The 13,251-nt window shown below is 46.5% G+C and carries 10 protein-coding genes; 1 reads left to right on the forward strand and 9 read right to left on the reverse strand.

All coding sequences use genetic code 11. The features are described 5' to 3' along the window. Position 1 precedes the first annotated feature (1 nt). The 8 genes from K5621_RS13520 to K5621_RS13555 form a co-directional block, all read right to left on the reverse strand. Entirely contained in the window at positions 2 to 3,226 is a 3,225-nt protein-coding gene (locus tag K5621_RS13520; protein ID WP_221049486.1) for a type I restriction endonuclease subunit R, read from the reverse strand. Beyond that, positions 3,226 to 4,530 carry a restriction endonuclease subunit S domain-containing protein gene (locus K5621_RS13525; RefSeq protein ID WP_221049487.1) on the reverse strand — a complete coding sequence of 435 codons (1,305 nt, stop codon included), beginning with the start codon at positions 4,528 to 4,530 and terminating at the stop codon, positions 3,226 to 3,228. The genes K5621_RS13520 and K5621_RS13525 overlap by 1 nt, the downstream gene beginning before the upstream one ends. Next, positions 4,527 to 6,524, reverse strand: coding sequence for a type I restriction-modification system subunit M (locus tag K5621_RS13530; protein WP_221049488.1), 1,998 nt, complete (start codon positions 6,522 to 6,524; stop codon positions 4,527 to 4,529). The genes K5621_RS13525 and K5621_RS13530 overlap by 4 nt, the downstream gene beginning before the upstream one ends. A gap of 271 nt (positions 6,525 to 6,795) precedes the next feature. Next, positions 6,796 to 7,368 carry a recombinase family protein gene (locus K5621_RS13535; protein WP_221049489.1) on the reverse strand — a complete coding sequence of 191 codons (573 nt, stop codon included), beginning with the start codon at positions 7,366 to 7,368 and terminating at the stop codon, positions 6,796 to 6,798. 163 nt (positions 7,369 to 7,531) lie between these two features. Then, positions 7,532 to 8,632 (reverse strand): tyrosine-type recombinase/integrase, encoded by a 1,101-nt coding sequence (locus tag K5621_RS13540; protein WP_245003082.1) that lies wholly within the window; start codon positions 8,630 to 8,632, stop codon positions 7,532 to 7,534. Continuing rightward, on the reverse strand, positions 8,625 to 9,110 hold the full coding sequence (locus tag K5621_RS13545) for a helix-turn-helix domain-containing protein (RefSeq protein WP_221049490.1): 486 nt from the start codon (positions 9,108 to 9,110) through the stop codon (positions 8,625 to 8,627). The genes K5621_RS13540 and K5621_RS13545 overlap by 8 nt, the downstream gene beginning before the upstream one ends. Beyond that, the gene (locus tag K5621_RS13550; protein WP_221049491.1) at positions 9,103 to 9,303 is read right to left on the reverse strand and encodes a helix-turn-helix transcriptional regulator; all 201 of its coding nucleotides are present in this window, start codon (positions 9,301 to 9,303) and stop codon (positions 9,103 to 9,105) included. The genes K5621_RS13545 and K5621_RS13550 overlap by 8 nt, the downstream gene beginning before the upstream one ends. A gap of 108 nt (positions 9,304 to 9,411) precedes the next feature. Continuing rightward, positions 9,412 to 10,314: a hypothetical protein gene (locus tag K5621_RS13555; RefSeq protein ID WP_221049492.1), complete on the reverse strand. Its 903-nt coding sequence runs from the start codon at positions 10,312 to 10,314 to the stop codon at positions 9,412 to 9,414. A gap of 740 nt (positions 10,315 to 11,054) precedes the next feature. On the opposite strand from K5621_RS13555, the gene K5621_RS13560 reads away from it, so the two are divergent. Continuing rightward, complete coding sequence (locus tag K5621_RS13560; protein ID WP_221049493.1) at positions 11,055 to 12,257, forward strand: IS4 family transposase; 1,203 nt, start codon at positions 11,055 to 11,057, stop codon at positions 12,255 to 12,257. Here the strand turns inward: K5621_RS13560 and K5621_RS13565 are convergent. After that, positions 12,252 to 13,220, reverse strand: a complete 969-nt coding sequence (locus K5621_RS13565) for a competence protein CoiA family protein (protein ID WP_221049494.1) — start codon at positions 13,218 to 13,220, stop codon at positions 12,252 to 12,254. The genes K5621_RS13560 and K5621_RS13565 overlap by 6 nt on opposite strands. Positions 13,221 to 13,251: the final 31 nt, after the last annotated feature.

The raw sequence follows: 13,251 nt of genomic DNA on the forward strand, positions 1-13,251 counted from the left end.
TCTAATCACCTGCGACCTGCTCTTTCAGGCTCTGCTTCATCATGTCAAAAATTAGCTCAACATAACTTGCCATTACCTGTGGGTCTTTGAGTAGCGTTCGGGCAATATCACCTTCTTTGAGCAGAGCTTGTACAACGGCTTGCTTCACCGCTTGAGGCAAGTCGCCTTTGAGGGCTATCGACTTGTCGTGCTTTTCTACCTGCTCAACCACAATCGGGTTTTCCGTTACACGGGTTATCGTACCGTTGGCAAAGTTTCGGCGGCCTGGCTCATCGCCGACATCACCAAAGAGTTCGTTTAGGCGGCGAATGATATCGGCAAGAAATGCCTGTTCACGGTCGGTTGGGTCGTTGTAGTTGGGCCGGATAGGCTCAAGTACCTGATTAATCGCTTCTGGAGTCGGCTCTTTGTCATACTTAATTTTGAACTTTTCTAGCACCAGTGCACTGAGGTCGATATTTTCTGGTGTTACCCCTTTCAATCTACGCGAAAGCAAATGGGCAAACGCGGCAAAGTTTTCCAGTTCAGGATCACCAAACTCAATCAATTGCGCCATATAGCTGTAGTGCTTTACAAATCGAGCCAAATCTGACTTAAAACGCATCAGAGCTTCACGCTGCTTGGTGAACTCACTGCGTTGCGACTCTGCATAGTTCGCCGCTTTCTCATCACCCGCAAGGTGCGCTTTGTTGTATTGCTGATCCCAATGGTTTGCAGCATCAACCAGCTCTTTGAGCTTAACGTTGAACACATCGGTAGGACGTTGTGTGGCAGCAAGCAGCTTTTTGTGTGCGTGTGACTTTTTGTCAGGTGCCTGGCCGAGAATCGATTTACCACGCGCTTGCTTAAATAACGCTAAATCTTGATGGTTGTAGATGTTTTGCTCATCCAGTATCTCTTTGATGTCATAGATGACGTTTACATCTTGCACTTCATTGAGCTGCGCACCTTTGTCGTACTTTTTGAACGCATTGAGAATGGTCTGTGGCTCATTGGCAAAATCAATCACGTAAGTGGTGTCTTTGCCTGGGTAGGTACGGTTTAGGCGCGACAACGTTTGCACCGCTTCTACATCTGAGATCTTCTTATCCAAATACATGGCAACCAGTTTTGGTTGGTTAAAGCCCGTTTGGAACTTGTTGGCGACTAACATGACGCGATATTCGGCTTTCTCGAACTCGTGGCGCAGATCAGCTCCATGCGTGTCGGGATTTAAGTTGTACTCGGTGTACTCTTTGTCGAAATCAATCCCTAGTGGGTCTTGGCTGTCTTCATCACCCAAATCTTTTCCGGGCACTTTGCCTGAGAAGGCCACCAAGGCTTGGATACCCTCGATACCATGCTTTTTGATGTACTTATCAAAGGCAAGCTTGTATTTCACCGCCTGCGGCCTGCCCGATGTGACCACCATGGCTTTGGCTTCACCTTCCAGAAGGTGAGCGATATTGGCTTTGAAGTGCTCAATAATGAATTCGACTTTTTGGCTAACCGTGGTTGGGTGCAGTGACATCCAACGCGCCAAAGCGCGACGGGCTTGTTTGCTGTCTACGCGCTTCTCATCCAGATTGTTCTCACCTATTTTATAGGCCGTATCGTAGTGGGTGTAATTCTCCAGCACATCGAGAATAAAGCCCTCATCAATGGCCTGACGTTGGCTGTAGAGGTGGAACGATTCTGGTTTGTTTTCATCTGACACTGGCTGGCTAGGGTCTTTCGGGCGACCAAACAGCATCTTAGTGCTGTGCTTGGGTGTTGCTGTAAAAGCAAAGTGCGAGACGTTCTTGGGCATGGCACGCGCTTCTTGCACCTTAGTAAGAATGTCCTCAATACTCATTTGCTCCAACTCTTGAGGGCTCAGGTTTAGCGTAAGCGCTGCGCGTAAACCTTTGGCGGTAGAGCCAGTTTGCGAGGTATGAGCCTCATCAATGATCACCGCAAAGTTACTTTGCGCCAAAGATTGATTGGTCAGAATTGCCTCTAATGCATATGGGAAGGTTTGAATCGTCACCACAATGATCGGCGTGCCTGTTAGCAGTGCTTCTGTCAGCTGTTTTGATTTCGACTCGCTACTCTTTTCGCGGTCAATCGCCTTGATCACCCCATATTGATGATCGAGCTGCTGCACCGCATCTTGCAACTGCGAATCCAGCACGGTGCGGTCGGTCACAATGATCACGGATTTAAAGACCGCTTTACCATCGGTGCTGCGTAAACGAATCAAATCATGGGCTGTCCATGCGATGGTGGAGGTTTTGCCTGAGCCAGCGCTGTGCTCGCAAAGATACTGCATGCCTGCACCGTTCTGGCGGGCATCGTCAATCATCTTGTTTACCGCATCAAGCTGATGGTAACGGGGGAAAATCTGCGTCTCTTTACGCGCAGCCTTGCCATTGCTATCGGCGACTTCTTTGGTTTCGACATACACGAAGCTGTAGAAGATACGCAGCCAGTTATCTTTTTGGGCGATCTCTTGCCAGAAATAGCTGACCGGATACTCTCCATCTTCACCGGGCAAGTTGATATGCACGGGCAAATCAGAGCTAGAGCCATCATGGCCTTTATTGAAGGGCAGAAAATAGGTATTTTCTCCCGCCAGTTTGGTCGCCATGGCAATTTCAGTATCTGACATAGCAAAGTGCACCACAGCACCGCGTTTAAAGGTTAACAGCGGCTCTTTGCGCTTGGTTTTTGGGTCAATGGGCAAACGGTCTTGCTTGTACTGCGCTATCGCTGATTCTATCGACTGAGTGAAATCGGTTTTTAGCTCGGCGGTGGCAACGGGTAGGCCGTTGATAAAGAACACCAAGTCAATTTCCCACTCGCGGGTCGGGCAATATTTCAGTTGGCGCACCACGCGCAAAATGTTGTGCTCATAACGGGCAATACGCTCTTCATTACGCGCATCTTCGGGTTTTCGCTGGCCCATGGCAATGGTGCCGCAGCCTGCAATGGTAAAGCCTTTACGCAACACATTAATGGTGCCACCTGTTTTACTGGCAAGTGCTTTTTCTAAGCGCTCCAGTAGCACCTGCTCGGCATTCGCACCATGCAGTTTATTCAGTTTGTGCCAGGCATCAGGTTGGGTGGCCTTTACCCAATCCATAACATCTTGCGGGTAAATAGCGCGCTGCTGGTCATAGTGGCTGGAATGGCCTTCTTTCCAGCCATTGCTCACCAACTGCTCGGTAATATATTGTTCAAAATGCACTTCATGATGTGCTGCCATTACACCGTCTCCCTGACGTCGATTTTCCCTGTTACTGCTGCGCTGATAAGGGAAGTCTTACGTTCTTTTAAAAGAGCAATAGAGTTATTTGTTTCAATAATTAAATCTTCAATTTTTGAACTTACTGACTTTATGTGAGAAGTAATCGCTTCCTGCTCAGTTTTTGGTGGTTTAGGAATAAGTAGTTTTTTAATATTTGCTTGCGATAGGTTGTTTGCTAAGCCTTCAGCACCGCCAATAGCAAGCTCAATTTGGCGTCGCAATGGAAATGAGCCTAAAGCAATTGCTACGAACTCAGCGTCCACGTCTTCTTTGCAATGTAGCCGGAATAACTTATCTGAGAGCATTAGTCGTTCTCTTGTCGCGTAGACATAAGCCGCAGAGCCTATTAACTCTCTTGAACCACTGGCTCGAGACATTATGAGATCGCCAACCTTTACTTCGATTTCTGGTCTTGGAGATAGTGTTTCAGGAAGCTCTTTATTTTCATCTTGACTGTAAACACCCCCATTAACTGCACCAGACTTTAGCACTCCCCATCTTTCGTTTTTGGCTGGGGTAGCTAAACACTCAGGGCTCCAGCCTTGTTCGATTGAATCAATAAGGCGTTTTAGTTGCACGACACTCCAATGCTTCGGCACTTGCCCAATCCACTCGATGCCAGAATCCTGCATCTCCACATTGGGGTTAAGCCCTTTTGTGACCACATGGCTGATCAGCGCTTGGCGTTTTTCTTTCAGTAGCTTAATAAAGGTCTGTTTTTCTTCGATCAGACTGTCGATGCGCTGGGTTTCGCGATCAAGGAATTTCGCAATGGCTTTTTGTTCAGCTATTGGCATTAAGGGAACGAAGATATTTTTCATGTCTGAATATCTCGTACTCCATAAGTCCGCTACTATTCCTTTTCCATACTTGTAGAACTCTTCCTGAAAGTTGTATGAGCGCAAAAGATGATGAGCAAATCTTGGTTCATATAAACGTGGCTCTAAGATGATCGAAATTAGCGACACGGAGCCATCATAGTCAGAAGTTCCTGATGAGCCTTTTCTGTCTGAACGGCTATTTATTACAAAGTCGCCAATACAAACTTTTTTTCGATTATCCCCAGCGTCAGTTTTTGCAACGTGTTCCATTTGAGGAAGGATGCCGTTTTTGGTAACGGATAACGCTGCAAAGTCTTTGTCACTGACTTTTTCGTTTCTTTCTTTGAAGCAAGCCCCTAACTTGACCAAATCCCAATGAGATGGGATTTTGCCAAGCCAGTCTAATTTTGAATCTTTGTATGCGCTATAGGGCATCATCATTCCGCCACCTCATTGAGTAGAGCCTGAATGCGCGCTTCACATGCTTTTAGCTCACCGTCAATTACACTCAGCTCGCGTGGCGGCACATACTGGTAGAAATAGCGGTTAAAGTTAATTTCATAACCGACAATGCCCACTTCGCCGTCCTTTTCATCACGCACCGAGTGATCGATAAAGGCATCCGGCACATGCGGTAGCACTTCTTGTGCAAAGTAATCTTCAATATCACGCTCAAAGGGAATGCTTTCGGTGTCTTTGAGTTTCGGGTCGGCGATCACTTGGCCTTTTTCATCCAGAGCAGGCTCGAATTGCGGATCTATCAACATAAAGTGCGTAGTTAAGGCCGTAACAAGTGCCTTAGGACACTTACCAAAGTCACCTTTATTGTGATTTTGTTTCGCTGCCAAATAGGCCCATTCATAAGGCTGAAGGCCAAGGTTATCAGTGAGGTGTTGTACCCACGCCGCTTGTTGTTCTGGTTTGAGCTTTTGGAACGTCGCTAAGTGTTTCAACTGGGCGATACCATCCTCAGTGAGATTGAGTTTGGCACGCAGTGGACGCTGAATGGTGACTTTACGGTAGGCAAAATCGGTGGTGCTAAACACTTTGCTTTCAAAAACAGGGCAGTTGTCACTGGCTTCAAAGCCATCGTATGCGCGTACAATGTCGTCAATCTGTTCATCACTGAGATATTTGCGCTTACTGCCTTGCGATTTACGCATTGGGGTCCAGATATCTGCCAAGTTAATCAGTTGCACTTGATTCTTGCGTCTTGGCTCTTTATGGTTAGACAAAATCCAGATGTAGGTGCCAATTCCGGTGTTGAAGAACATATCGGTTGGCAGGGCAACAATCGCTTCGACTAAGTCTTGTTCGAGCAGCCAGCGGCGGATTTCTGATGGGCCGGAGCCTGCGTCACCATTAAACAGTGGCGAGCCGGAAAGGACGATGCCGACGCGGCCACCGCCATTTTCAGGCGTTTCCATTTTTGATACCAAGTGCAACAAGAACAGCATGGAGCCATCAGAAATACTGGGTAGACCAGGACCAAAGCGACCTGCGTATTTGAGCTGTTTGTGCTCACGTTCTACTTCTTTCTTGGCTTTTTCCCACTTAATGCCAAATGGCGGGTTGGCAAGGCCATAATGGAACTTGTCGGCACGTAACTGATCGTCGGATAGGGTGTTGCCTTGTTTGATGTTGTCGGCATCAAAGCCACGGATCATCATATTGGTCAGTGCCATAGCATGAGTCGCGGGGTCGAGCTCTTGACCAAAAGGCACCACTTTGGCACTGCTGCCCATTTCTTCAATTTGGCTGATGGCATCGGAAAGGAAGCCGCCCGTGCCACAGGTTGGGTCATAGATGGTGCGGATCACGCCCTTTTCACTAAAGATATCTTCATCCGCTGCCAGCACCAGTTTGGTGGCAAGACGCACGGCATCGCGCGGAGTCATAAATTCCCCCGCCTTTTCATTGACTGAGCTGGCGAATTTGAAAACCAGCTCTTCATAGGCATCTGACAATACGCGGTCAGACACCACATCAGGATGCAGGTCGAGATTGGCAAAGTAGCTTACCATGCGGTAGAGCAGCTTGGCTTTTTCCAGATCTTCTATGGTTTGACCAAATTTAAACTCATCAAAAATGGTACGAACGTTTTTGCTGAACTGGCTGATGTAGTGTTCTAGGTTGTCGCCTGTATCTGACGCGCCTAAAGTTTCCAGGCTGTATTCACTGGTATTGTAAAAGGCGAATCCCGCAACTTCTGGCAACACTAAACCAAGGTCAATGCCCGATTGTTTCTCGGCCAGATAGAACTTGCGCACTTCCTCACGGGTGGGTTCCAACACGCATTCAATACGACGCAGTAGCAAAAAGGGCAGGATGATTCGTGCAAAGTCGGTGTGTTTGAAATCCCCCCATAGGTCATCTGCCATACGCCAAATAGCACTGGAGAGTTTGGCGCTTTGTTCTTTGTCTTGTAAGTTCATTAGTATTACCTGAAAAAAATGTTACCACTCGTCGAGTAAACTACGAATGGCTATCAATAAATGCCTATTGGCATGGACTTAGTCCGTGACTGGTTAAATAGCAACCGTCACCAGCCTACTTTTGCAGACCCCAACCTGTTGGAGATCAAATTTCAACCAACAATTTCAGAGCATTAGGCCTTTACCGATTAGCCGAGGGTTATAATGTTGAGAGAATAGGGGAAATCTCGAAAGCAAACAATGATCTGGACATAGCCATGGGGCATCGCTATTAAACAGTCTCATTCCAGTGCCTTTTAACCGTCGCAATACCCAAACCGAGCACTTCCGCTGTTTTACGCTGCGATAACCCTTCTGCCTTTTTGGCCTGAACTGCGCTGGTGGTCCCGTAAGCTTTGGGTCTACCCAGTTTCTTGCCTTGAGCTTGCGCTCGCATAAGCCCTTCTTTCGTGCGCTCTCTGATCCGGTTTCGCTCAAACTCTGCGAAAGCTGAAAACATCTGCAGCATCAACTTGCCCTCTGCACTAGAGAGGTCTGCTACGGGTAAATCCAGGCAAACAACCTTGATGCCTTTCTCTGTCAGCAGATTAATGGTGTTTTGTACGTCAATGTTGTCTCGACCTAACCGGTCTAGCTTTAAGACCACCAGCATATCTCCGCTTTCCATCTGGTGGTTGATAAGCATCTTAAACTTTTCACGCTTCATCGCTTCAACAGAACCTGAAACCGTTTCGCTGATAACACGAGAATCACTCACCTCATACCCTTTTTGCCGAATAGCGAGGATTTGGTTTTCGGTGGTTTGCTCTGTTGTTGATACACGGCAGTAAGAAAAGATACGCATAGGTCATTCACTTTATAGAAGGTATCAAATATAGGGGTATCATATATATAAGGCATCATCAACGCAAAACCCTATATTTATGATACCCATTTTAAAGTGGAAAGTCTGGTATCAATATACGAATGTTTATTGATACCAGACTTACTAGGTTTCTTGGTAAGTTTTATTTGTTTCCCATCATTTGTTGGAACTGCATAAACTGCTTGAACTGCTCTTCCATATCTGGTGAGGCAGATTCAGCAGGTTTTGCTAGCTTGCGCAATAATTCTGCTTGCTTGTAATCAGGCACATCACCGTAGCTATAAAAACTCGTCAGCACACTTTCATGCCCAAGGTTTTGGCTCCAGGCTTTGAACTCTTCAGGTGTGCGACATAAATTTTCACCAAGCCTTACCAACGTATTACGGAAGCTATGGGGATTAAAATAAGGCAAACCAACAGCTTCGAATCCTTGTTTAAAGACTTTACGAATAGGAGTCGCATTACTCCAATGCTCCCGTAGTAACCCAGCAGCTTCGAACTGCTGATTCTTGTTGTGAGCCATCTTTGTTTTCGGAAACAACGGATCGTTTTGGTTAAACCCGAGCTCCTTAACCAAGTAATCAATCCACTCATTCAAAACCCTGGATGGAAGCTCACCTACAGGGAAGAAATAAGTCGTGAAGGTCTTGCTGAATTTTGTGTTTACATCCCTTGCATCCTGGTAAAAGCTCTGGTCTGCAATATCGATATGTTTGAGCTTGGCGGATGCAACTGCTCCGTCTCTCGCCCCAGTCAAGATAACAAAAGCAACGACAGCTCTATCCCGCATTTCTATCGCTGTTGAGCAAGGCATCGCTTCTAGCGTCTGCATTATTTGCTCCAACGTAGCTACATTTCGTTTACGTTTTGCGTTGGCAATACGTGTGTCTTTTTCAGACAAATTGAAATATTCAATATCGCTATAAGCAATTTTTGCTCGGTATCCCTTCTGGGTCACCAAATATTGGAAAAACATTTTTAAATGCCGAGTTACTGTTAGCACCGTAGCCTTGCTCAATTTATCTCCAGTGACTAGAGATTTTTGAGAAAGGAGATGCTTCTTAAAACCGATAGCATGCTTAGCCTTAAACCTACTGAAATCAGCAAAACCCGTATATTGCTCGAAGCGATTAATTGACTTCATCGCACCATCGATTGTTGAGTGATCTTGACGCTTAGCATCCCTCAAATACTTGATGTAATCATGAATGATTCGAGCATTATTTGTACTACCTTTATTCATGATCAAATACCTCAACGAAAGGACAATTTAAGAGAGCTTGTCCCATCAGGATTAAGTGCTTTTCAGCTATCGGTAATTTCCCTCCCAGTTCGAGCCATATCTTGTTTACATCTCGCCATGAAACATACTTGTTTGCACGACTTCCACACTCGCAACAATGCCCTGACATTTGCGCCATACCAGCGGGTTTAGCTACAAACTGCAAAGACTCAATGCTTGGGGAGCTGGGCTCTCTGCATTTGAAGCAATACATCTCATGTACTTCACACGGATACATGTCAGCTTTTCGCTTACGTTTTAAGTGAATTCGTAAATCAACGCCATCAATCAACAGTGGTCGCTTTTCATCCGCAACAGGTAAGCCTGCATGAATCCAGTTGCGCACGGTTCTTGGGTGGATCTGCAATATTTCACTGACTTCAATTACGGTATATGAACGGTTAATTTTCACCCGATTAGGGTTGTAGTTCTTACCCATTGTGCGCCCCCTTTGAATCAGCGATGCGTTCATCAAGCCACCGGTTAACATCAGCTTCAAGCCAACCGACAGCGCGATCGCCCAATGAGATGCTTGAGGGGAATTTCCCCTTGGAAATGCGTAAATAGATACTACTGCGCGACAGGCCTGTTTGGCTCATAACTTCAGGTAGTCGCATGATTTTATTAGACATTAAAAAACCTCTTGGCTGTGTAATAGATGCCGAAGAGGTTATTGGAGTTGATGGTTTCAAAATCCAAATTTGGTTTTACGATTCCAAATTTGGATTTCAGTTGGCAAGTTATCTGCTTCGAGATTCGATCGCAGAGTCTATTTGCTTCAGTATTTTGCGGATTGTTTCATCACTTAGAGGTGCCCCAATCAAATCTGTCATGGCGACCAATGACGCACTGATGCCTCTTTGATTCCAATCCACGTTAGCTTCTTTACACAATGCGCCGATTAGAACCAAGAGAGTATTTCTCTCGTTATTATTCAATACCTTAGGGTGTGAATCATCCTCAAGCGATTGAATAAACCTTGTCACTTCAGCCGTCCTAACTACCAAAACAGCGTCGAGCTCATCTAAATTAGTTGCGGGGTAAAACGTTGGTAACCTTCTTGGCCTCCTCAGCCTTAGTTCATCAGTTTGATCATCCACCTCAACCATGTCAGCCACTTCAGAGGTGGCATCATATTCGCTGTCTGCTAAGGGTTTTCCTTTAACATGCAACTCATACGCGGTATCCCCCTTTTCCACGTAGTGCCCTACTTCGACAGGTATTTTGACTAAAACGCCAGATACTTCTTGTTGATATCTGTTCGAAATGTCGGCTCTTTCAGCGCCTTTCATCGCCAAATCCCATACACCTTTGAGTACGGTAATATCAGGTTCTATTTGTTGAACCCAATAGCCCTGAGATATTGGCCTACTCGCATTCACTGGAACACGAAAGCACTTACCTTTAGGGAAGTTGGGGATCCCCTTTGGCACAACCTGTTTGTAGACCAGTTCCGTGGCCTTGATAAATTTCGCCTTTTTAGCATAAGCGCCGTTCACAAAATAAACAGACAACTTTAAATTCCCGTCGAGCGCTAGCCTATAAACATCTGCTAATGTAATTGGCTCACCAAGAACATTTGCAAGATGCCTTACCACTTCATCAAGCGTTAACCATTCCTTTAACTTAAACAACTTGCTCATTATTCACTCTACATCCCAAGGTTATACAGATTGTTTCACTATGGATGCACTGTTCATTCAATTGCGTCCAACAAGACACTTTAACCACTAAGGACGCCTATCTAATTGCAAATTGGAACAAGCTTGATCTGCCAGGCAAAAAATGAAGCATTACTTATTCGAAGAATGGGGAAGATCTCATTTGGGGAAGAAAATTAAAGGATAGAAAAACTTTTGGGTACACCGTAGGGTACACCACCAAAACTCAACACCACCCATAAACCTAATATATCAATTAGATACAATAACGTTTCAGATGACGCCGCCCCACCAAATAAAACAAAGGGTTAGCAGAAATGCTAACCCTTTTTCTTTGCCAATTTAGTAGAAATGGCAGCAAAGTGGCAGCAGAGAAATCACCATTGTCATTTTCCCAATCTTCTCTAATAAATTAATTCGGGGCATTATTATCGGCAGGATGACCGTTCCTCTGCAGGTTAACTACTGCCCAGTTGAGAGCCCCACACCAACAAATGGCCTTAGTGGCAGGATAGATAATGGCACATTACGGAGTACCTATGGCTATTCCACTGTAGTGATTTCCTTATCAACTAAAACTGATTTTTATCGGTATCCTGCAAGCTCCTTAACGCCCAAAGCTAGGGAATCCCCAGATAATTCCCTTTTTATTCAATTTAGTAGACACGCATGGTGTTGATTGATCTAATTGATTTCGCCAAAAAACTACCAGATCCAACACCATGCGTGATGTCCACATCTTACACGATTTACTCAAAAAGCAATGCCCACAAATACATCAAAAACGGCTTAATTCTCTGATGGTTGCTACAGAAGCGTTACTTGATGGCAATCAGTTGTCACTGACTCAGCTTGGTCGCAATATCTCTGGCGCGGTGGCGCCAAAGCACAACATCAAACGGATAGACAGGCTACTCGGCAACCCGCATCTACACTCTGATAAATTCGCTATTTATCAATGGCATGCAAAGTTACTCTGTGCAGCTAATCCCATGCCGGTAATCCTCATTGATTGGTCTGATGTCCGTGAACAATTGCGGATGATGACATTGCGAGCCTCTGTCAGTGTGCAAGGGCGCGCGGTTACCCTGTATGAGCGTACTTTCAAGTTTGCCGACTACAATGCTCCACGCAGTCATAACGCCTTCTTGGCTGAGTTGGCACAGGTGCTGCCGTCCCATGTTTGTCCACTGATTGTCACCGATGCAGGTTACCGCAATACCTGGTTTCGGGAGGTGGAACGATATGGTTGGTTTTGGCTTGGCCGTGTCCGTGGGGATGTCGGCTTTCTCCTGGCCAATCATGCCCAATGGCAGTCGAATAAGTCGCTTTATCCCTCCGCCACGGCGAAAGCCCGGCATATTGGTTACGTAAAACTGGGACGAAAATCGCCTATGCGCTGTCATTTACATCTGTACAAGGCTGCGCCGAAACATCGAGCCGACAAGCGGTCATCCAAAGCAGGACGCAATCATACGGCACAACAAAGTTACCGTCTTGGCAGTAAAGAGCCTTGGTTACTGGCAACCAACTTGCCTACTGAGGCGTTCTCGTCAACGCAGGTGGTCAAACTTTATGCCAGACGGATGCAGATAGAAGAAACCTTTCGCGACCTCAAAAGTCCCCAATACGGCATGGGACTCAGACAAAGCCGCAGTCGTTGTCCACGCCGTTATGATGTGTTGTTGCTGATAGCTTTGTTGGCAGAAATCCTGCTTTGGTGCATCGGTCTGGCTGCCAGGCATCTGGGATGGCAGCGGAGGTTTCAAGCCAATACGATACGTGACAGAAACGTGCTATCTGTGCTCAGGCTCGGCAAAGAGGTGAGACGACGTCCGGAATACTCAATCAAAGAATCGCATTTTCGCTGGGCTTGGGGTGAATTTCTTAAACTGGTTAACACCTCTGGGAGGCCCGAATTATGAGGGGATCCTCCAGCGCCCAAAGTTCGGGGGAATAAAGTGCTGTTGGCTAACATATAGGTGAGTACAGCAGATGGGACAGGCATTGGCTTTACCTTTAAAGCCGGTGAACTTCTTGCCGCAAGCACAGGTGCACCGCACCAACTTCTTAGGATCAATGCTACAACCATTACTGGATTGCTCTGCCACTTCCGCTATCAGCTCACCCAAATCCGATGATTCCTGGATATGACTGTCAGTCAATTTCTGCTCTTCGATTGCGGCTTGTATCAGTTGATGCTTGTTGGCAAGGCGTTCATCCTCTCTGGGATGGTACTGCCAAAACTTGGCCCGGGTGCCAGTGTTGAGCCAGCCGAGCAACTGTGCTTTGGCAGTGCCAAGCACACTCCCTTCGGCCATGGGGTCACGATAAAAGTGGTGGGATAAGGCCTCAAGGTCCAACAGTATCGCACCAGCCCTCATTTGCCGCAGCAGACTTTTTTCGATCGGGAAAGTGCGGCCCTGGTAGACGAAATATACTATCAAAGACGATTTGGGAAATTCATACAGAGCATCAACCTTGTGCCCCATAAAGTCGGCATCCACGGTCAGCTTCCCCATGGCAGAGGTTAACATGACTTCTTGGGCACACTTAACCTCAGGCTTGAAACGGTGCTGCAAGCTGGCGGGGATGGTGACCGGAATTTGATACTCAGGCACGGTTAACCCTGCGCCATCATTCAGCAGCTGGTGGGCCATCATCCTAAGCGACACTTCAAACGAGTACTCGCAATCGACTATCTCTTCTTTGGGAATGTTGCGGGTATGGTGAGAAAAGTGCCACTCGCGCTCATCACCATGGCGGGCTGACAAGCGCAAGCCACAGGAGGGACAAATACAGCCGCAGGCAAGGCCCCGCTCGACCTCTGCAACGTCTTTCCACTCGCCAGTGGTTTTATCCTGCCCGAAAGGTACACCTAATTTCATCTCAGCCATCCCTGCAACAAGTTTAATCTAC

Source organism: Shewanella carassii (assembly GCF_019670705.1).
Lineage (GTDB): Bacteria > Pseudomonadota > Gammaproteobacteria > Enterobacterales > Shewanellaceae > Shewanella > Shewanella carassii.